At 69.7% G+C, this 20,223-nt stretch carries 14 protein-coding genes and 1 pseudogene; 6 read left to right on the forward strand and 9 right to left on the reverse strand.

Translation table 11 applies throughout. From position 1 onward, the window contains the following. Positions 1–124, reverse strand: a pseudogene (locus J4H91_RS05665) (IS5/IS1182 family transposase); the annotation flags it as partial. 203 nt (positions 125–327) lie between these two features. On the opposite strand from J4H91_RS05665, the gene J4H91_RS15865 reads away from it, so the two are divergent. From J4H91_RS15865 to J4H91_RS15870, 4 genes are all read left to right on the forward strand, one after another. Further along, positions 328–1,113, forward strand: a complete 786-nt coding sequence (locus J4H91_RS15865; RefSeq protein WP_208045296.1) for a magnetosome magnetite crystal formation protein family — start codon at positions 328–330, stop codon at positions 1,111–1,113. Between the two features lie 236 nt (positions 1,114–1,349). Next, a complete protein-coding gene (locus J4H91_RS05675; RefSeq protein ID WP_208045297.1) occupies positions 1,350–3,467 on the forward strand; it encodes an acyl-CoA dehydrogenase family protein in 2,118 nt (705 codons plus the stop codon). 83 nt (positions 3,468–3,550) lie between these two features. After that, entirely contained in the window at positions 3,551–4,522 is a 972-nt protein-coding gene (gene pip / locus J4H91_RS05680; RefSeq protein ID WP_208045298.1) for a prolyl aminopeptidase, read from the forward strand. 280 nt (positions 4,523–4,802) lie between these two features. Next, positions 4,803–9,404, forward strand: a complete 4,602-nt coding sequence (locus J4H91_RS15870) for an SdrD B-like domain-containing protein (protein ID WP_208045299.1) — start codon at positions 4,803–4,805, stop codon at positions 9,402–9,404. Positions 9,405–9,681: 277 nt separating this feature from the next. On the opposite strand, the gene J4H91_RS05690 is transcribed toward J4H91_RS15870, so the two are convergent. Continuing rightward, positions 9,682–10,656 (reverse strand): RNA polymerase sigma factor, encoded by a 975-nt coding sequence (locus J4H91_RS05690; protein WP_208045300.1) that lies wholly within the window; start codon positions 10,654–10,656, stop codon positions 9,682–9,684. A 177-nt stretch (positions 10,657–10,833) separates the two neighbouring features. On the opposite strand from J4H91_RS05690, the gene ypfJ reads away from it, so the two are divergent. After that, positions 10,834–11,724 (forward strand): KPN_02809 family neutral zinc metallopeptidase, encoded by an 891-nt coding sequence (gene ypfJ, locus J4H91_RS05695; RefSeq protein WP_208045301.1) that lies wholly within the window; start codon positions 10,834–10,836, stop codon positions 11,722–11,724. 9 nt (positions 11,725–11,733) lie between these two features. Here ypfJ and J4H91_RS05700 read toward each other — a convergent pair whose 3' ends face one another. From J4H91_RS05700 to J4H91_RS05715, 4 genes are all read right to left on the reverse strand, one after another. After that, the gene (locus J4H91_RS05700; protein WP_208045302.1) at positions 11,734–12,561 is read right to left on the reverse strand and encodes a LysR substrate-binding domain-containing protein; all 828 of its coding nucleotides are present in this window, start codon (positions 12,559–12,561) and stop codon (positions 11,734–11,736) included. Next, the gene (locus tag J4H91_RS05705; protein WP_208045303.1) at positions 12,558–12,902 is read right to left on the reverse strand and encodes an MGMT family protein; all 345 of its coding nucleotides are present in this window, start codon (positions 12,900–12,902) and stop codon (positions 12,558–12,560) included. Before J4H91_RS05705 ends, J4H91_RS05700 begins: the two co-directional genes overlap by 4 nt. Before the next feature lie 52 nt (positions 12,903–12,954). After that, positions 12,955–13,677 carry a VIT1/CCC1 transporter family protein gene (locus J4H91_RS05710; RefSeq protein ID WP_208045304.1) on the reverse strand — a complete coding sequence of 241 codons (723 nt, stop codon included), beginning with the start codon at positions 13,675–13,677 and terminating at the stop codon, positions 12,955–12,957. A gap of 304 nt (positions 13,678–13,981) precedes the next feature. Next, positions 13,982–15,904: an ABC-F family ATP-binding cassette domain-containing protein gene (locus tag J4H91_RS05715; protein WP_208045305.1), complete on the reverse strand. Its 1,923-nt coding sequence runs from the start codon at positions 15,902–15,904 to the stop codon at positions 13,982–13,984. Positions 15,905–16,224: 320 nt separating this feature from the next. On the opposite strand from J4H91_RS05715, the gene J4H91_RS05720 reads away from it, so the two are divergent. Then, entirely contained in the window at positions 16,225–16,725 is a 501-nt protein-coding gene (locus J4H91_RS05720) for an SRPBCC family protein (protein WP_208045306.1), read from the forward strand. A 107-nt stretch (positions 16,726–16,832) separates the two neighbouring features. Here the strand turns inward: J4H91_RS05720 and J4H91_RS05725 are convergent, their stop codons facing one another. Genes J4H91_RS05725 through J4H91_RS05735 form a run of 3 tightly spaced genes read right to left on the reverse strand, consistent with a single transcriptional unit; the run spans position 16,833 to position 20,107 of the window. Beyond that, positions 16,833–17,297 (reverse strand): GNAT family N-acetyltransferase, encoded by a 465-nt coding sequence (locus J4H91_RS05725; protein WP_208045307.1) that lies wholly within the window; start codon positions 17,295–17,297, stop codon positions 16,833–16,835. A gap of 43 nt (positions 17,298–17,340) precedes the next feature. Beyond that, a complete protein-coding gene (locus J4H91_RS05730) occupies positions 17,341–18,390 on the reverse strand; it encodes an LLM class flavin-dependent oxidoreductase (protein ID WP_208045308.1) in 1,050 nt (349 codons plus the stop codon). 55 nt (positions 18,391–18,445) lie between these two features. Further along, positions 18,446–20,107, reverse strand: a complete 1,662-nt coding sequence (locus tag J4H91_RS05735) for an amidohydrolase (protein WP_208045309.1) — start codon at positions 20,105–20,107, stop codon at positions 18,446–18,448. Positions 20,108–20,223 lie beyond the last annotated feature (116 nt).

The following is a 20,223-nucleotide window of genomic DNA, read 5'->3' on the forward strand; positions in this document are numbered from 1 at the left end:
CCTCGACCACACGCCGATTGTCCTCGAACGGACGACCCTTACGTCCCTCATTCGATGGCAGCAAAGGTTCAACGCGTTCCCATTGATCGTTCGTGAACTGCGTGAACCTCGACCGGCGAACCATGATCCTCAGCCTGCCCGAACTTCACCGACTCATATAGGAGACACGCCCTAGTCAGTAGGTGCTCTGTTCTCGCGAGTTCTCGACATCTACTGTCGAGCGGAGCGAGTCGATGAAGGGGATGTCGTCCCGGGTCCCCTGTCGTCGTGGGCGCACCTGCTCGTCAGACCTGCAGTGTACGGTGAATACGACGATGGGAGTGCTCCGTGACCGATCAGCAGCCGCAGTCCTCTGACGCCTCCTCCGGGGCGCAGGACGAGCGGAACCGCCCGCAGGCGCCGGGAATCGCGCCGCAACAAGCATCGCGCTACCTACCGCCCGGGGTTGTTCCGCCGCCCGCCGCACAGCCACCGTACGCGGCGCCCCAGCCGCCCTATGCGCCGGCCCGGTCACCGCACGCGGGAGCACAGCCCCCGGCCACACCCGCCTACCCCCAGCCCGCCCCCGTTTACGCCCCCTACTCGGCGGACCGGCCGCAGTACGGCCGGACGCCGACCACGCCGGCCTACCCCCAATACGCCGTCGCTCAGCCGCAATACGCCCCATACGGCTCCCCGGTTCAGCCGCCCTACCCCGGCTACCGGCTCCCCTCGGGCCGCAAGTTCTGGGCGCTTGGCTTCCTCTACTTCATCCCGTATCTCGGCTGGCTCGTCGCACCGATCGTGGCGCTGACGCTCAACGCGGGGGCCAGGCGGGATCCCTCGCCCCTGGTGCGCGAGAACGCACGATGGGCGGCGAACTGGAGCCTCACCGTGCTCATCGCGGGGGTAGTGGCCTTCATCACGATCCTCGGCTCGGCGATGGCGGGAGCCGCCACCGACGAGGCGGGCGGGAACGGCGATGTGTGGTTCCCCGTCGCGATGGTGGGGCTGCTCTTCCTGGGTATCGTCTGGCTCGCGCAGCTCGTCATCTGCATCATCGGAACCGTGCAGGCCGACCGCAGGGTGTTCGACCCGGTGGTGGTGTTCAGCTTCTTCCGTCGGGTGGATTGAGAACAATCCAAGGGGTTGTTCTTTGGCGGTTCTGCACAACGGATGCTCGCGGTGCCTCCGCCCCCGATTGTGGGGTAGGGATCCCTCGCTGGCCCGCCGCGCGAGCCGGTCGTAGCCTGAGAGGTACACGCGGGGACGTCGGCGCTCGCAGGCGCTCCGCGAGGCGCGCGTCAGCGACGCGCAGCACACCAGCGACCAGGGGGAGTCGTGAGCGACTCCGCATCGAAGGAGCATCGATGAGTGACCACACCGCCCGCACCCAGCCCCGTATCGACATCGCCGAGGTCGGGGACGCGCTGCTCGGACGATGGAAGCAGGAGCGCCTCGAATCGCGTGCGCTCGCAGCCGACCCGCGTCTCCACACTCCGCAGGGCACCCCGATGTCCGAGCACCGGGAGCGAGTGTTCGAGCAGCTCCGTATCCTGGTCGAGGAGAACGCGATCCAGCGCGCCTACCCCGGCGACCTCGGCGGCGGAGACAACCACGGAGGCAACATCGCGGCGTTCCAAGAGCTGGTGCTCGCCGATCCCTCGCTCCAGATCAAGAGCGGCGTGCAGTGGGGCCTCTTCGGTGCGGCGATCCTGCACCTCGGCACGCGGGCGCACCACGAGAAGTGGCTGCCCGACGTGATGGATCTGAAGCTGCCCGGAGCGTTCGCGATGACCGAGATCGGGCACGGCTCCGACGTCGCGTCCATCGGCACGACCGCGACCTACGATCCCGAGACCGAGGAGTTCGAGATCCACACCCCGTTCGCGGGCGCGTGGAAGGAGTTCCTCGGCAACGCCGCCCTGCACGGCCGCGCCGCCGTCGTCTTCGCGCAGCTGATCACCCGCGGCGTGAACCACGGCGTGCACGCCTTCTTCGTGCCGATCCGCGACGCCGACGGAGAGATGATGCCCGGCGTCGGCAGCGAGGACGACGGAGTGAAGGGCGGGCTCAACGGCATCGACAACGGTCGGCTGCATTTCGACCGCGTCAGGATCCCTCGCGAGAATCTGCTCAACCGCTACGGCGATGTGGCGCCCGACGGCACCTACTCCTCGGCGATCGAGAGCCCGGGCCGTCGCTTCTTCACGATGATCGGCACGCTCGTGCAGGGGCGCGTCTCGCTCGACGGCTCCTCGGTGCGCGCGATGCAGGCGGCCCTCGCGATCGCGATCCGCTACGGAAGTGAGCGGAGGCAGTTCCCCGGAGCCTCGGGGCGGGAGACCGTGCTGCTCGACTACGGACAGCACCGCCGCCGCCTCATCCCGCGGCTCGCTCAGACCTACGCCATGGCCTTCGCCGACGAGCGGCTGCTCACCGTCTTCGATGAGGTCTTCTCGGGCGCGCGCGACACCGAGGAGAACCGCGAGGATCTCGAGACCCTCGCGGCTGCGCTCAAGCCGCTCTCCACCTGGGCGGCGCTCGACACCCTGCAGGAGGCGCGCGAAGCGTGCGGCGGCGCCGGATTCATCGCGAAGAACCGGCTCACTGGCCTCCGAGCAGACCTCGACATCTACGCGACCTTCGAGGGCGACAACAACGTGCTGCTGCAGCTCGTCGGCAAGCGGCTGCTCACCGACTACGCCGACCAGTTCAAGCCGGGCGACCGCGCCGCGATCGCGAAGGCGGCCGCGGCGCAGCTGGGCGATCGGGTGAGCCGCTTCGGCCTGCGCCAGATGGGACAGAGCATCGCCGATCTCGGCCAGGTGGCGCGCTCGGTCGAGAGCCTGCGCAGCACCGAGGCCCAACGCGAACTGCTCACCGACCGAGTGCAGACGATGATCTCGGAGATCGCGCTCGCGCTGCGCGAGGCGACCAAGAACGTGCCCAAGGGCGACAGGCTCGCCAAGGCGATCGCCGCGGAGGACGCGTTCAACGCCCAGCAGCACAAGCTCATCGAGGCGGCGCGCGCGCACGCCGAACTGCTGCAGTGGGAGGCCTTCACCGAGGCCGTCGAAAAGCTCGAGGGCGAGGGATCGCGCCAGGTGCTCACCTGGCTGCGCGACCTGTTCGGGCTCGGATTGATCGAGCGCAACGCCGCCTGGTATCTCACCTCCGGACGCATCTCGGGACAGCGCGCGGAGGCTGTCACCGCCTACATCGACCGCCTCATCGGACGGCTGCGGCCCCACGCTCTCGACCTCGTCGACGCGTTCGGGCTCACGCCCGCGCTACTGCGCGCCGAGATCGCGACCGGTATCGAGGCCGAGCGGCAGCAGGAGGCGCACGACTACGTCGAGGCGCAGCGCGCGGCCGGCACCTGGCCGGTGCACGAGAAGGAGCTGCGGGCGCGCGCGAAGGCCGAGGCGAAGGCGGCGTCCAGGGTCGAGGCCCGGGCGGGTGCGAAGGTCGGAGCCAGATCGTAGGGGACGCGGCGGCCGCAGCGTCTCGGCGACGCTCCTTTACGGCCGCCTCCGCGGGGCACCGGGGGAGTGGATACGATGGGCCCATGGCTGAACTGCGCACACTCTACCCGCCGATCGAGCCGTACGCGTTCGGGCGGTTGCCTGTCGGCGATGATCAGCAGATCTTCTGGGAGACCTGCGGAAATCCCGACGGCAAGCCCGTCGTCTTCCTGCACGGCGGTCCGGGAGGCGGCTGCGGCCCCGACCACCGCCGCTACTTCGACCCCGAACGCTACCGCATCGTGCTGTTCGACCAGCGCGGCTGCGGTCGCAGCACACCGCACGCGAGCGACCCTCATGCCGATCTGTCGACGAACACCACCTGGCACCTCGTCGCCGATATCGAGCGGATCCGCGAGCACCTCGGCATCGAGCAGTGGCAGGTATTCGGCGGCTCGTGGGGCTCGACGCTCGCCCTGGCCTACGCTCAGAACCACCCCGAGCGCGTCACCGAGATCGTGCTGCGCGGCATCTTCACGCTGCGGAGCAGCGAGATCCACTGGTTCTATCAGGAGGGGGCCTCGCAGCTCTTCCCCGATGCCTGGGAGGACTACCTCTCGGTGATCCCAGCCGATGAACGCGACGACCTCGTCGCGGCCTACCACCGCCGCCTCTTCGACCCCGATCCGGCGGTGCACACTCCCGCGGGCGTCGAGTGGACCGTGTGGGAGAACACGACGATCCGGCTCATCCCCGATGAGGCCGCCATCGAGGCGGCGCGGGCCGACGAGGCCGCCGCCGTCGCATTCGCGCGCATTGAGAACCACTACTTCTCGAACGGCGGATGGATGGAGGATGGCCAGCTGATCCGCGACGCGGCGCAGAAGCTGCGAGGGATCCCGGGAGTCATCGTGCAGGGCCGCTACGACACCTGCACTCCGCCGCGCACGGCCTGGGACCTGCACCGCGCGTGGCCCGACGCGGACTTCGAGCTGATCCCCGACGCGGGGCACGCGGCGAGCGAGCCGGGCATCGTCGATGCGCTCGTGCGCGCGACCGACCGCTTCGCGGGATAGGGAGCGTATCGACTCGCAGGTCCGCTGGTCGGGCGAGGCGAAGCCGAGTCGATATGTGGGGGTCTCGGGTTCGATTCGTGGTATTGCACCGCAGCCCCAACGTTCTTCGGGTGGAATCTCGAATTTTCTGCGATGGTTCGCGCGACGCGGTGCGATTTGCTTCGGTGCTCTCCTCTCCGCGTCATGGCGTCCCGCCAATCCGGTCTCAGTACCTGAAGGGGATTTCTCTGCGCGTTGCGCGGCGAGTCTCCAGGCAGAGTTCTGAGAGAGGTGGAAGTCAGTGGAGAGTCCGATCCGCAGAAGGAACGGTTTCACGGGAGCGAAGCGGTGCGCGGCGGTCGTGGTGGCCATGGCGCTCGCCGTCGGTCTCGGACCGACTGCAGCATGGGCGGCTCCGGAGCCGCCGGGCGACGGGGGAGCCCAGGAAACCCCGGCGGAGGTGCCGGGGGACGCCGCTGAAAGCGGTGCCGGGGAGACGCCGACTGAGACGGCCGCCGAGCCAGCAGAGGGTCTCGCACCGACTCCGCTCGAGGCGCCGGTACCCGCACCGTTCGCGGGCGATGAGGCATCCCTCTCGCTCACGATCACTCAGAGCACCGGCACCGAGCCGTTCCAGCTCGACAACGGCCCCGGGCATGATTCGGGCCCGGATAACAACATCGTGCGCACGAACGATACGGTCACCTACAACCTCGGTATCCGCTACGAGGGCGACGACCAGACCGCACCGACGGTAAAGTTCGAGCTGCCGCGCGGCCAGGAACTGCTGCAGCTGCCGCCGTTCTGCCTCGCGGGCAGCTCGGTCGACCCGGCGACGCTGCCCGCACCGACCGCTCCGCTGACGGCGACTTCTTGGGAGGCGCTCCCGCGCCAGACGGTCACCTGCGTGCTCAAGGACGAGAACATGGGCACCGCGCTGAACTACGCCTTCATCGCACAGGTGCGATCCGAGGTGCCGAACGGCACCGTCATGGACGAGGTGACCTTCAGCGTGACCTCGGAGCAGGTCGCGGAACCCGCGACGATCGCACCGGAACAGGTGACGGTCTCGGCTGCCGCGGACTACGATCTGTCGAAGCGCATCGACTCTACCGACCCGAACAAGGGCTGGACCTGGCAGAACAACACCGCCTGCCCGGCTCCGAACTCCGGCGAAGCCTGCCAGAACGTGATCTACCCGCTCACCGTGACGCTGCCCGCGGGCGGCAAGGGGGCCACCCCGCTCATCGGAGACATCAGCTTCATTGAGAATCTCGATCCCGAGTCCTTCTACGGGGCGGACGTGTGGGCGCAGATGGTCGCCGCGGCCGGCTCGGTCGCAGATGCGAAGGCGAAGTACGGGCCGCAGTACCGCAGCTGGACGAGGATCACCTCCGGCAACGGCAGTCGGTCGAGCCTCCCGTACGGCGGCCTCTCGCTCGGCGACTACACCACGCCAGAGAATTCCGTGCGGGAGAGCGGCACGATCAACGCTTCAGGTACGGGACGCGGCGAGCCGACCACGATCACCATCTCGGGCATGGACACCACGGGAATCACCGTCCCCTCGACCACAGGAAACGGCAACGCGCTGCCGGCCAACCTCGGTTTCGTGGCTTCCTTCGAGCTCAGCATCGCCGTCCCCCAAGCGGCCGTGATCGAATTCGGGGGTGAGGAGAGCGGAGGATCCTTCGCCATCGAGACGCACAACGAGTTCACCGACTTCACGGCGACGGCACTCGACGGCACCCCGGTGACGGAGAGCGAGGAGAACCTCGCGAACAACGAGCGCGACCTCACCATTCGCGTGGAACGCGGTGCCGGGGTGAACAAGGGCTTCGCCGGTATCCCGGGAGTGGACGGCAACACGCCTCCGCAGCAGTTCATGCCGGCCGATGCCGTGGCACTCCCCGGGCCGCCCGGTTCGGGGGTCTGGAAGGACGGCAATACGGTCGTGATGCCCGGCCAGGCCGTCTACTCCGTGCTCATGTCGCAGTACTCCGGGCCCGACATGACCGGTGCGACGAATACGGTCGTGGCCTGCGATGTCTGGGACGCCGACCGTCTCTCGCTCGCGGCCCACCCCGATTGGAACGGCAAGAGCGAGGCGAGCTATCCGGGGAACAACCGCCCGGTCTTCCCCGTGCTCGTGCGATCCAACAACCTTGACAGGCCCGCGTCGCAGATCGGGGAGCCGCAGAGCGGCGTGCAGAGCCTCAAGGTCGAGTACAGCTCCGGGCCCGCCGGCCCCGGTGCCCAGTCGGACTGCTCGAGCGGCACCTGGTCGGAGAACCCCGGTGACATCGCGAATCCCACGGTCGACGCGCAGGGGCGCACCGTCTGGGACGGTGTCAACCGCGTCAGGGTCACCTGGGTGGCGAGCCACCCGGCGAACACGCTCATCGGCACGGTCTATCTGCGCATGGCGATCGGGCAGGTCGTGAAGGACTCGGACTCCACAGCTCCGATCGGCAACTGGGCTTCGCAGGCGAACACCGCCGGCACCAAGACGGCGGAGCAGGTGTTCGCCGACCCCGCGAAACGGACACTGATGCCGAGCTACAACCCGGCGACGCACCAGGGAACTCAGGGCGACCGCCTGTGGCAGGGCGATGCCCGGGTTCGCGTGCACAAGCTGGTCGAGAACCCCGGCACCGGCGAGTTCGTCGATGCCGCGGTGCCGCAGTACACCTCGGGGAACTCGATCCGCTACCGTCTCGACCCCTCGCTCACGGGCGATGTGACCGTCGATGGCACGAAGCAGCGGGTCACGATCGAGGACTGCCTGCCGCGCTATCAGGTGTTCGAGTCCGCGATGCAGGGCGCCGGCGCACTCGCTCCTCAGACGGTGCAGATGGGTGCACCCGCGGGTGCCGAGATCACCTGCGATGCGAGTCGTCAGTACCTGAAGTGGGATCTGGGCGAACTCGCGGTCGGCGCTCCGATCGAGCCGATCGTGGTGACCGCGGAGATCCTCGACGTGGCGCGCAACGGCGTGTTCACGAACGACGTCGTGATCGCCTCGCCCGCCGACAGCTCACCGGTGTCGGTGCGTTCCGATCATCGGCAGATGCAGCTCGTCGTGCCGACGGGGCTGAAGATCTCGAAGACCGTCGATCCCGGCGTGATCGAGGTCAACCCGGACGGCGTCACGAACCCTCGCACGCTCAAGTGGAGCGTCTACTTCGCGAACATCGACGGGCCGCCGAACGTCGCGAACGTCGACGTGATCGACGTGCTGCCGGCCGACGGCCTGAACAGCAACGTGTACACGGGCAGCCTGCGCTTCGAGTCGGCTGCTCCCGTCGCCGGAGACAACATCACGGTGCTCTACACGAAGACCGCTGCGGCGGCTCTGAACTCGGACCCGAGCGACGCGAGCAACGCCGCGGACGGCAGCACCGTGTGGTGCGACGCGCCGTCGGGTGGCGCCGTCGTCAGTGGCGCCGGTGATGCGGCGGTGGACTGCCCGCAGTCGAACGAGGAGGTGACGGGCCTGCGCTTCCAGCGCCCCGGTCAGTTCAACCCGGACGACGAGTTCCAGGTCGACATCCTGATGACTCCGGTCGGCAACCACTCGGGCGACGTCTACCGGAACATCACCTCGGGCCGCGCCGACGGCGTGAGCCAGGGAGTCGGACCGGCCAGGCGTGACGCGACCGTGATCGCCTCCCAGATCGGCGACTTCGTGTGGAACGACCTCAACGGCAACGGAGTCCAAGACGCCGGCGAGCCGGGCATCGCCGGCGTCCCGGTGAGGCTGACCGGCACCGATGTCGACGGGAACGCGGTGTCGCTTCAGACGACCACCGACGCGAACGGGAAATACCTGTTCGCCGAGCTCGCCTCGGGCGACTACCGGGTGACCTTCGACATCTCCGGACTGGCCGGGTACGTGTTCACCCAGAAGGGCGCCGGCAGCGACCCCGCCCTCGACTCGAACGCCGACCCTGCGACGGGCGAGGCCGAGGTGACGCTCGGGAAGGACACGCAGGATCTCACGATCGACGCGGGCGTCGTGCAGCGCTTCGGCGGGCTCATCATCAACAAGCAGCTCGAGGGCGTCGGCGTCAAGGACATCGCCGCCCAAGACGAGCTCGTGTTCAACGTGGTCTGCACTCTGGGAGGTGCCACCGTCTTCGAGCAGGACGTCACCCTCGCGGTCAACGGTCGGACCGCGGTCACCTCGGGCGAACTCGCCCCGATCCCAGCCGGCGCCGAGTGCGTCGTCACGGAGACCGGCGCGGGTCATTCGGATCCCGATTCGTTGCCGGATCCCGTCACGGTGACGATCCCGTGGAACCCCACCACCGGTGAATCGGGGACGGTCACGGCTTCGCTGACGAACTACTACTCGGCGGGCCGGCTCCAGCTGAAGAAGGTGCTTGAGGGCGATGCGACCCGCCTGGCTCAGGTGAAGGACACGCAGTTCGAGTTCCTCATCACCTGCCAGGTGGAGGAGCAGAACGACTCGGGCGAGACCGTTCGCGCCGATGTCGTTTCGGGAACCTGGAAGCTGAGGGGCGGCGAGACGATCATCCTGGGATCGGACGACCGGACTCCGCTCACCATCCCCGCTGGAGCGCACTGCTTCGGTCAGGAGACCGACAACGGCGGCGCGACCAGCGCTACGATCAGCAGCGACTCGTTCGAGAACGCCGTGGTGGTGGAGGGTGGCAAGCCCGATGAACTGCAGACGCTCGCGATCACCGCGGTGAACACCTTCACCTGTGCGAACGGGGCCTGCGGGCCCGGCACCCCGGGCAAGCCCGGGACGCCCGGCGGGCTCTCCCTCACCGGTGGTTCCTTCGCCGCCGCAGCCGTCGCGGGCATCGCACTGCTCGCGGCCGGCATGCTGCTCCTCGCCCGACGGCGCCGGGGCGCCGACGCAGCGGCCGAGTAGCTCCCGGCACCAGTCGAGGGGCCGGTCATCGAATCTCGATGGCCGGCCCCTCTCGTCGTCGTAAGGAGCACACGGCAGACGTCAAGTTTTTCTCTCGGACGGCGTCATATTCGGTGCGCATCGGTGTCCAGGTAGATGAGGGGAGATCCCCTCGGACTCGTCGGCCGACTTTCCCAGCACCCCGGCGGCGAGCAGACGGACTCGGCATCTTTCCCCCTACTCCATGCCCGGTCCGTCACCGTGATGGCGGCGGCCCCCGCCGCCGCCATCACGACTCTCATGGTCGACTCGGCCCTCGCACCACCGGTTCCTCCTGCGGAAGCGTCTCCCACGGGCCGGGGTCGACGGGGATGGCCGACTCGCCCGTAGTCGCATGACCAGAGGAACCACGGTCGCCGTTGCGCGACTCCGTCTCTTCTTCTTCGCGATCGTCGGGTCGGCTCTCCCGCCCGCCCTCAGCGGCGGCAACCGCTTCCGAATGCGTCGGAGGGCCGGGAGCAGACGAAGGTGCGTCGGAGCTCAGGAGTGCGACCAGCACGACCGCCGCGGTGAGGGAGGCGGCGGAGCCGACGAGGAGCGCAGTCTTATGGGAGGCGACCGAGCCCGCTCCCTGCGTCGCAGCTGCGGCGGACGAACCCCGGTCGACGAGGGGGAACAGGCAGCTCGCCGTCGACGCTCCGAGCACCACCACCAGGATCGCGCGTCCGAGAGCGCCCTCGCCACCGTCGACGATGCTGCGGAAGCGCTTCCGCGCACGGTGTCGGATCTGCGAGACATTGTTGGCCGAGAGCCCGAGCAGCTCTGCGGTCTCGCGCGGGGTGAAACCCTCGACCTCGGTGTACCAGAGCACCGCCTGCCAACGCTCCGGGAGTGCGGTCAGCGCCTCGGCGACGATGCTCTGGTCGGCGAGTATGTCGGCCAGATCGTCGAGAGAGCGCGGGTGCACCAGGTCGACGTCATCGATCGACGTCTCGTTGCGCGCGGCGGTGACACTCGACATGTCTATCGAGACGTTCCGTATGACCTGGTAGAGGTACGGGCGGAACGCCTCACGAGGCCCCGCCCCGTTCTCGATCGTCTGCAAGATCCTGGTGAACGCCTCGGAGATGATGTCGTCTCGATCGATGCGCGGAGCTATACGGTAGGCTGCGGCGCGCGCCGCGTCGAGGTGCCGACGGTAGAGCTCGCCGTAGGCGGTTCGGTCGTGCCTCTCGCGCACAGCAGCGATCAGGGCCCTGTCGCTCGTATTCAATTTCGCCCCTTCGAGTACCGTGCATCCCTGCCAGCGCTCTTTCCCCCGCTGCAAGTATAGGCAAGAAGGTGGACATGCCCCTCGGCCTCGGGCGCACTAGTATCGACTTCACCGGATAGCGCGCGATCGGCACGGTTGCCGTGCGGATCGCCATGCACGAGGAAAGGCGCGGCCACCTTGACCTTCAACGACAACGTGCGCATCGATACGAGCAAGGTTTCGAAGCGGCGCGGGGGCGCGCGCGGCGGAATGATCGCGGGCGGGGGTGCGGGTATCGCGCTGCTGCTCTTCCTCGGCTCTCAGCTGCTCGGCATCGATCTCACGCCCTACGCCCCCGTCGTGGAGCAGGCGCTCGGCAGCGGCCCCGTCTCGGAGGAACAGGCGGGATCCCTCGAGGGCTGCGCCACCGGCGCCGACGCCAATACTGACGCCGAGTGCCGTATGGCCGCGACGAGCGACTCGCTCGACCGCTATTGGGCCTCGCAGGTCGGCAACTACCGCGGCCCGTCCGACGTCGTGCTCTACGACGGCCAGACGCAGTCTGCCTGCGGCACCGCCTCCGGGGCCACGGGTCCCTTCTACTGCCCGGCCGACGAGGCGATCTACCTCGACGTCGCATTCTTCGACACGCTCAGCAGCGACTACGGCGCGTCCGACGGATCGCTCGCCCAGATGTATGTGCTCGCCCATGAGTGGGGGCACCACATCTCGAACCTCATCGGCTCGTTGCAGGGCGTGGGACGCGAGACCGGCCCGGCATCTGGGTCGGTGCGACTCGAGCTGCAGGCCGACTGCTTCGCCGGTGCGTGGGTGCGCGACGCCTCGACCGTGACCGACGACAGCGGCGTTCCGTTTCTGAAGCCCGTCACGAAGCAGGAGATCGCCGACGCCATGAGCGCCGCAGCTGCCGTCGGCGACGACCACATCATGGAATCGGCCGGCGTCGGCGTGAATCCCGAGCGGTTCACGCACGGCACGTCGGAGCAGCGGCAGCGCTGGTTCCAGACGGGATACCAGCAGGGGCCGACCGCCTGCGGCACCTTCGACGTTCCGGCCGCTCAGCTGTAGGCGGGCCTCTCAGCGCCGCTTGCGCTTCTTCTCGGCCCTGCGCAGCGCCTTCGCACGCTCGGCTTTCTCTCGCGCCGCTGCGAGCTGCGCGCCGCGCGAGCCGGGTTTGGGGCCGGGCTTCTTGGCTGTGGGCTTGGGCCTCGCGGGCCGAGCGGCCTTCGTCTGCTCCGAGGAATCTGCGGCGAGGGACGCCGAAGGGCGCGAGCTGCGGGCCGTGCGCCCGCGCATGATGCCGGCCAGCTGCTGCACGTCGGCCGCGTCGCGCGCGAGATCCCAAGTCGCCCAGATCGTGCTGCCCGCGAGTTCGGGCTCCCCGGTCAGCGGCACGACGGCGTGCTCGCGCTTCGTGGAGAGGTGACGCGCGAGCGGCAGCGGCAGCAGGATCGCGCCGGCGCCGGTGGCCACGAGCGCGAGCGCGGCCGCGGCGTCCTCGGGCTTCCAAGAGGGATCCGCCCAGGGCTGCGGCGCGGGCCAGCCCGGGGCGTGGTGCGCGTGATCGAGCAGGGCGACGAGCGCGAGGTCGTGCACGGGCAGCTCGGTCTCGCCTGCGAGTTCGTGTTCGGCGGGCACGACGAGCGCGACGGCCTCGGTGTACAGTCGCACGGCGTGACGGGTGCGATCTGGCTCGGCCGATCCCTCGGGGAACTCACCCGGCATCGCTCGCTCCAGCGTCACATCGACCGGCTCGCCTTCGAGGGGCGAGGGATCCCTGCCGAACGCGGTCTCGAACGGTACGAGCTCGAGCGGTTCGCCGACGGCCTGCCGCCAGCGCTTCGCCCATTTGCTCGGGGCGGTGCCCCGGGTGAACCCGAGTCGCAGGGGGCGGTGTTCGCTCACAGGGCGACCTCCGAGTAGATCTCGTGCGTGTAGGGGAGCCGGGCCGCGGACAGCGCCAGCCGGTAGTCCTCGGGATGACGCGCGTCGACACCCCTGAGCGGTGTGCCCTCTTCGAGGTAGTGGGGGAGCGCGAGGCGGGCGTGGCCCTGCGGCGGGTGGCCGCTCGCCGGCACGACGCGCCACCACGCCACCGCGTGGCCGTAGAGCGCCATCACCCGGCCGACGGCGCGCGGCGCCTCGGAGCCGACCGCGATGCCGACGTCGCCGTAGGTCATGACGCGCCCCTTCGGGATGCGGGCGACGACGTCGAGGACGGCGTCGACGAATTCCGAGCTGGGCATGGGACCAGGTTACGGCAGATGGGGAGCTCCGGTCCCGGCCCCATCAGGGACCTCAGCCGAGCGATGAGACCCCGAGCAGCATGCCGATCGTGTAGGTCGCCGCGACGGCGATTCCGCCGAACAGCAGCTGCCGCGCCGCGCCCGCGAGCCAGTTGCGCCGCGTGACGCGCGCCGCGAGGCCGCCGGCGAGCAGCAGGCCGGCACCGCCGAACGCGAGGCCCCACCAGAGCGTGCCGAAGCCGAACACGAACGGCAGGATCGGGATCAGCGCACCCACCGAGAACGACAGGAACGACGAGATCGCCGCGACCCAGGGCGACGGGTGTCCGTCGGGGCTCAACCCCAGCTCCTGCATCAGATGCAACTGCACAGCGCTGTCGAGGTTCTCCTGCACCTGCTCCGCGGCGGTGCGCGCGATGTCGGGGGCCATGCCGTAGCGCAGAAAACGGCGTTCGAGTTCGGCGCGCTCACCCTGCGGATTGCGGGTGTGCGCCTGGGCCTCGGCCGCCATCTCGGCGTCGAACTGCTCGTTCGCCGTGCGCACCGAGGTGTACTCGCCGAGCGCCATCGACACGGCTCCCGCGATGAGACCCGAGATGCCGGTGATCGCGACGATGCCGGGTGCCGCACCGGCGGCGGCGATGCCGGCGATGAGGCCGACGTTCGAGACGAGGCCGTCCATCGCGCCGAACACCGAGGCGCGCAGCCAGCCCGACGAGACATCGGCGTGGCTGTGATCGTACTCGTGGGGGTATGAGATGTCGACATCGTTCATGCGTGCTCCTGCGGTGGTGTCTCGCGGCCGGGCGGGGGACCGGGGACCCGCGGCCGGGAGGGGACTGGCTGGTGGTCTGTCGCTGTGCGACGGAGCTCCGACGCGAGACACTAGCAACTTCCGTGCGAGAGGGAGAAGCCGGGTTCAGACCTCGCCGGGCCGGCGCGGCGAGTTCGCCGAGCCGAACTCGCCGCTGCTGCTGCCGCCGCATCTTGTGATCGGGGTCACTTCTGGGGCGTGTCGCGATGTTTTCCGGCGGGACACGCCCCAGAAGTGACCCCGATCGTCGGGCGTGAAGGCCGGGCTAGGCCGGGCGCAGCTCCAGCACCCCCCCGGCCCAGCGCGAGCGCAGGTGCCGGTCGTGAGTCGCGATCACGAGCGCTCCGCGGAAGCCGTCGAGCGCCTCCTCCAACTCCTCGACGAGCGTGAGCGAGAGGTGATTGGTGGGCTCGTCGAGCAGCAGCACCGGCGGCGGGTCGGCGACGAGCGCCGCGAGGGCGAGCCTGCGGCGCTGGCCCACGCTGAGCGCGGCGACGGGCCGACCGAGGTCGCGGGCGGCAATGAGCCCGGTGAGTTCGAGAGGGATCGTCTCCGCCAGCTCCGCGCCGACGGCGTCGCGGTAGACGGCGGCGGCCGCGCGCTCGGGCCGGTCGAAGGAGGCCTCCTGCGGAAGGTAGCCGACGCGCGCGGCTCGCTCGACGGTGCCAGTCGCTCCTGCGGGCGCGGACTCGGCTCCGGCGAGCAGCGCGAGCAGGGTCGACTTGCCCGCGCCGTTGGGCCCCGAGAGGAGGATGCGGCCGCGCGGCTCGAGCTCGAGCGAGGTCTCGCGGAGCCGACCGGGCACCGCGACGCGTTCGGCCCGGAGCACGTGAGCAACGGCCTCCGCGTGCGGCGCAGCGCCCTGCGGGGCCTCGCCGGATCCCTCACCGAATGCGTCTGCCTCCGATCCCTCGCCCGGATCTCCGAAGCCGTGGAACCGCAGCGGCTCCGGCGGCCTCCGCACCCGCTCGCGCTCGAGCGTCTCGAGCCGCACGCGCGCGTTCCTGGCGCGACGGGCCGTCACGCGCGCGTCCTTGTCGGCGTAGAACTTGCGGGTGATGCGCGATTCCGACTTCGACTCGTGCTTGCGGTTCACCTCACGCGAGCCGACCTCGATCTCGTGCACGAGCGCATCCCGCTCGGCGCTCTCGGCCTCGTAGCGCGACCGCCACCGTGCCATCTCGGCGCGTCTCGCGGCGCGCGCAGCCGAGTAGCCGACGCCCCAGTGCCGCACGCCGAAGCCCGTGCCCGGGTCGTCGGTCGTGAGGGATCCCCCAGCCCCCGGTACGCCGGCTTCGGATGAAGCGCGCACCGGGAGGCCCTGAGCGGCGCGGCCGGCGAGCCCGGTAGGTCCGGGGACCGCGGGTTCGAGCGCGACCTCCGCGTCGGCGAGCTCGCGAGCGGCGACGGGCAGCGCATCGAGGTCGAGGATTCCCGTCGTCACCGCGTCGAGCAGCGCGCGATCGTGGCTCGCGACGATGACGATGCCGGGCCAGCCCGCGAGCACCCGCTCGAGGTAGGCCGCGGAGGCGTCGTCGAGGTGGTTCGACGGCTCATCGAGGAGCAGGGTCTGCGGAGCGCGCAGCAGCACCGCCGCCAGCGCGAGGCGCAGCCGCTGACCGCCCGACAGCTCGCCGATCGGTCGTGAGCCGGCGAAGCCTCCGAGACCGAGGCCGGTGAGCGTCTCGCCGCGCCGTGCCTCGGCCGACCAGGCCTCGCAGCGCTCCGCCCGTTCGAGCGCTTCAGCGTAGGCCTCTGCGATGCCTGCGTCGTCGGGTCGCTCCGCGAAGCGTTCGCCCAGGCGCTCGATGCGTTCGAGCGCCGCCACGGCGTCGCGCTGGGCGTCGTCGAGCACGCGGTCGAGCGGGGTCGTGTCCGGGTAGGGGAGCTCCTGGGCGAGCAGGCCGACGGAGCCGGGCAGCACGACCGTTCCGGAGCTCGGCTCGATCTCGCCCGCGATGATGCGCAGCAGCGTGGACTTGCCGGTGCCGTTCTCGCCGATCAGGCCGAGCCGGTCTCCCGGTGCGGCCGTGAACGAGATGTCGCTCAGCACACGACGGTCGGCGAAGCCGTGCGAGACGCCGTCGACGGCGAGATGGGTGCTGGGGGAGGCGCCGGGCTCGGCGCCTCGCGTTGCCGCTCGCGCGGCGGATCGGAGGTTCGGGGTGGTGGGGTTCGATGACGTCATGTCGACCGCCTCTCGGGGTGAGGGCGTCGTCGGCGCTCGGGCGGCGGGGGTCGTCGGATCCCTCGCCGGCGCCCGTACGTGCGCACGCTCGCGCGGGGCGGCGAAGGAGAAGAGGTGAGAACCGCAGCATCCCGAACTGCTCGACGATCGCGTGCGGCCGGTCGCCGGCCGCGGATCGGAGGGGATGGAGGCTGCGTTAGTTCTTCACGGCAGAGAGCGTACGCGGAACGGCGCCCACCGCGCAAGGCCGCGGGGGCGTAACCTTGAGCTGCGCGGGGTATCCGAGTGGACACCGCGGGCTCCGAGGCGAGGAGGACGGCATGACGGTCGAAGCGAGCGGGCGCGTGATCCCGACGGAGCGCGGCAGCGATCTGGTGCTGGTGCGATCCCTCGCCCTCACCGCCGAGGAGGCGTGGGCGCATCTCACCGATTCGGAGCTCACCGAGCAGTGGTTCGGGCCCTGGGAGGGCGACGCGCGCGCCGGTGGCGCGGTGCGGGTGCGCATGCGGTTCGAGGATCACGAGCCCGCGATCCGCATCCTGATCCGCGCCTGCGAGGCGCCGAGCAGGCTCGTGCTCGAGGCCGACGACGAGGTCGGCGGCTGGAAGCTCGAACTGCTCGTGGAGGAGGACGGCGCAGACGACGCGCTCCTCACGTTCATCCACCACCTCGAGGGCGACGACGTGGGAGGCGTCGGCGAGATCGGCCCGGGCTGGGAGTACTACCTCGATCTGCTCGTCGCGGCGACCGAGGGCACCGAGCGCCCCGCCTTTGACGACTACTACCCGGCGCTGCGCGAGGCGTACCTCTCGCAGCTCTAGGGGCTTCGTGGCGGCCCTGTCGATTCGGTTCGCTCGTCGTGAGGGCGGCCGGCGGCTCAACCGTAGGATGCGGCGATGTCGGCCTTCTTCATGTGCTCGGCGCGCCTTCAGGCGTTGTTCGGAAGCTCCATGTGGATGATCGGATAGGGTCGACCGTCCCCGTCGAGTTCGCTGCGACCGACCTGCACGAATCCCTTACTGACATAGAAACCGTGGGCGCCGCGGTTCTGCTCGTTCACATCGACTTCGGATACGGCCTGTCTGGTGACTACCTCGGCCAGAAGGGCCGAGCCGACACCCTGGCCGCGAGCCGAATCGGAGACGAACAGCATCTCCAGGGCACCGTCGAGCACACCCGCGAACCCGACCGGTTTCCCATCCTTTTCGGCGATGGTGAGATGCACGGCGGGGAAGTAGTCGGATGCGAGGCGGGATTCAATCCGAGCGAAGTCCGCTTCGTCGAGGAAGTCATGGGTGGCGCGTACGGCACTGCGCCAGATATCGACGAGCGCCGCGTACTCCTCGTCACCGCCGCACGCCCGGATGATGACGTCCGTGTTGCTTTGGGGCATGCTTTCGATCCTATTGCGCCCCTCGGCGAGCCCGCACCAGTGCTCAGACGGGGTCGCCCTCCACCGGCCCCTCAGTGTTCGGCTTCCACCCGAGTGCCGGGGCCACCTGCTCCGCGAAGGCCTGCAGCACGTGCAGGTTGTACTCGGGGCCGAGCTGGTTCGGGATCGTGAGCATCAGGGTGTCGGCCGCCATCACGGCCTCATCGGCGCGCAGCTGCTCGATGAGTCGATCGGGGGTGTCGGCGTAGGTCTTCCCGAACGTGGACCGGATGCCGTCGATGACGCCGATCTGGTCCTGCCCGTCGCGGCCGCGGATGCCGAAGTACATCTCGTCCTCCGCGCTGACGATCGGGAAGACGCTGCGGCTCACCGAGACCCGCGGCGATCCCGTGTGGCCGGCCTCGCGGTAGGCCTCGCGGTAGCGTTCGATCTGCTGCCGCTGCAGCACGTGGAAGGGCTCGCCCGTCGCCTCGGTGAGCAGCGTGGAGCTCATGAGGTTGAGACCGCGGCGACCTGTGTCCTCCGCCGTGGCCCGCGATCCGGCGCCCCACCAGATGCGGTCGCGCAGACCGGCCGATCGCGGTTCGATGGCCAGCCGACCGGGCGGCGCCATCGCGGGGTCCGAGTCGACGAGCGCCTCGCCGTCGATCGCCCGCAGGAAGAGGTCGAACTTGTCGCGGGCGAGGTCGGCGCCGCGCGGATCCTCGGAACCCGTGTATCCGAAGGCCTCGTATCCGCGCAGCGCGGTCTCGGGGGATCCCCGGCTGATGCCGATGGCGATGCGGCCGTCGGCGATGTGGTCGAGTGCCGCGAGCTCCTCGGCGAGGTAGAGGGGGTTCTCGTAGCGCATGTCGATCACGCCGGTGCCGACCTCGATGCGCTTCGTGCGCGCCGCCATGGCGGTGAGCAGAGGGACGGGCGACGCGGCCTGCCTGGCGAAGTGGTGCACGCGCACGTAGGCGCCGTTGACGCCGATCTCGTCGGCGCCCTCGGCGAGCTCGATCGTCTGCAGCAGCATGTCGCGGGCGGAGCGCACGCGCGATCCGGGCACGGGGCCGTAGTGCCCGAACGACAGGAATCCGAAAGCTCTCATGCGGGGTGCAACATCCCTTCGAGAGATATATTCCCGCGCATGCACCTGCGAGGGGTCAGGGTGCGGCGAGCTCCTGCTCGGCATCGTAACGGAACTTCCCACCCACCATGGTCGCCCGTACCTCGATGTCCTTGATCTTCTCCGGGGAGACGGCGAGCAGGTCGTCGGAGAGCACCACGAGGTCGGCGAGCTTGCCTCGGGAGAGGGATCCCTTCAGCCGCTCCTCGTGCACCGCGTACGCGGAACCGTAGGTGTAGGCGCGCAGCGCCTGCCAGGGGGTGAGGCGTTCGTCGGGGCCGATGAGCTCGCCCCCCTCGGCGCGCCGGTTGACCATGTCGTGCAGGGAGATCAGCGGTTCCGCGGGCACCACCGGCGCATCGGTGGAGCCGGGCAGCTCGACGCCCCGGTCGACGAAGCTGCGCATGCGATAGACCTGGTCCATGCGCTCGGGCCCCAGCGCCGACACGAAGCCGTCGCCGAGCTCGGAGATGAAGCGCCCCTGCGGCACGGGGATGTAGCCGCCGTCGGCGATCCGCTCCACCTGCTCGTCCGAGACGATCGCCGCGTGCTCGAGGCGATGACGCGCGTCGGAGCGGGGGCGCATCTTCTGCGCCTCGTCCAGTGCGTCGAGCACGAAGCCGACGGCGCGGTCGCCGATCGCGTGCGCGGCCACCTGCCAGCCGTTCACGTGGGCCGTGATGAGCATGTCGCGCAGCTCGGCCTCGTCCCACGCCATCAGCCCGGTGTTGCCGGGTTCGCCGACGTAGTCGTGGCACATGGCGGCCGTGTGTCCGATGAGGGATCCGTCGCTCAGCACCTTGGTCGGCCCGAGGCGCAGCCACTCGTTGCCGATGCCGCTGCGGAGGCCGAGGTCGATGCCCCATCCGTCGCCGTTGCCGTAGGGCGTGCCGATGGGGCCGAGCCCGTGCAGCGCGTCGATGTAGGGCATGAGCGTCAGCCTGGTGTGCAGCTTGCCCGCGTCGAGCAGATCCTGGTAGGCGCGCACGTCGCCGGGACCGTTGCCGATGCCGCGCCCCGAGACCCCGGCCTCGGTGACGCTCGTGAGGCCGTGCCGCAGGCACCAGCGCGAGGCGCGCTTGAGAGCGTCGAAGAGCATGGTCTGGGGCACGAGGCGCAGGTAGTCGTCGACGAGGCTCATCGCCTTGTCGGCGAGGAGGCCGGTATTGCGGCCGGTGTCGTCGCGGCCGATCTCGCCGCCGACGGGGGCCTCGAGCGCGTCGGGGTCGGGGTGGCCCGCGAGCGCGAAGGCCTCGGTGTTGGCGACGCACATGTGCGCGGAGTTGTGCAGGATGAACACAGGACGACCGCCCGAGATGCGGTCGAGCACGTCGCGGTCGGGGTGGGCGCCGATGCGGTTCTGGTCGTAGCCGTGGCCGATCACCCATGAGCCGGCGGGTCGGGTTGCGGCGTAGCGCTCGACCTTCTTGTAGAGGGCGTCGAGCGTCGGCGCCTCCTGCGCGGAGAGGTCGAGCTGGTCCATGCGCAGTCCGAGCGCAGAGAAGTGCATGTGCGCGTCGTTGAAGCCGGGCACAACGGGCGCACCGTCGAGGTCGATGCGCACCTCGGCCGAAATGCCGTCGAGCGCCTCGTCGAAACCGATGATGCGGCCCGCGAAGATGCCGAGGCGTGACGCCTGGGGGCGCTTCGGGTCCATCGTGGTGATGCGCGCATTCTCGATGATGGTGTCGACGAGCATGAATGCCCCTTTGCATGGTCCGCGGTCGAAAGCTCTTCAGCACAGTACCGGAGATCGGGGGCGAACCTCGAACCGGGCCTCGGGCGGGCGCGGGTCGGTACCGGGGTACGACGCCC

Origin of the sequence: Leucobacter ruminantium (genome assembly GCF_017565705.1) — a bacterium.
Lineage (GTDB): Bacteria > Actinomycetota > Actinomycetes > Actinomycetales > Microbacteriaceae > Leucobacter > Leucobacter ruminantium.

Coding starts and splice junctions, on each gene's coding strand:
- J4H91_RS05705 (WP_208045303.1), bottom strand. CDS start 12,902: ATGCCCAGCTCGGAATTCGTCGACGCCGTCCTCGACGTCGTCGCCCGC.
- J4H91_RS05735 (WP_208045309.1), bottom strand. CDS start 20,107: ATGCTCGTCGACACCATCATCGAGAATGCGCGCATCACCACGATGGAC.
- J4H91_RS05675 (WP_208045297.1), top strand. CDS start 1,350: ATGAGTGACCACACCGCCCGCACCCAGCCCCGTATCGACATCGCCGAG.
- J4H91_RS05715 (WP_208045305.1), bottom strand. CDS start 15,904: ATGACGTCATCGAACCCCACCACCCCGAACCTCCGATCCGCCGCGCGA.
- pip (WP_208045298.1), top strand. CDS start 3,551: ATGGCTGAACTGCGCACACTCTACCCGCCGATCGAGCCGTACGCGTTC.
- J4H91_RS05710 (WP_208045304.1), bottom strand. CDS start 13,677: ATGAACGATGTCGACATCTCATACCCCCACGAGTACGATCACAGCCAC.
- J4H91_RS05730 (WP_208045308.1), bottom strand. CDS start 18,390: ATGAGAGCTTTCGGATTCCTGTCGTTCGGGCACTACGGCCCCGTGCCC.
- J4H91_RS05720 (WP_208045306.1), top strand. CDS start 16,225: ATGACGGTCGAAGCGAGCGGGCGCGTGATCCCGACGGAGCGCGGCAGC.
- J4H91_RS05725 (WP_208045307.1), bottom strand. CDS start 17,297: ATGCCCCAAAGCAACACGGACGTCATCATCCGGGCGTGCGGCGGTGAC.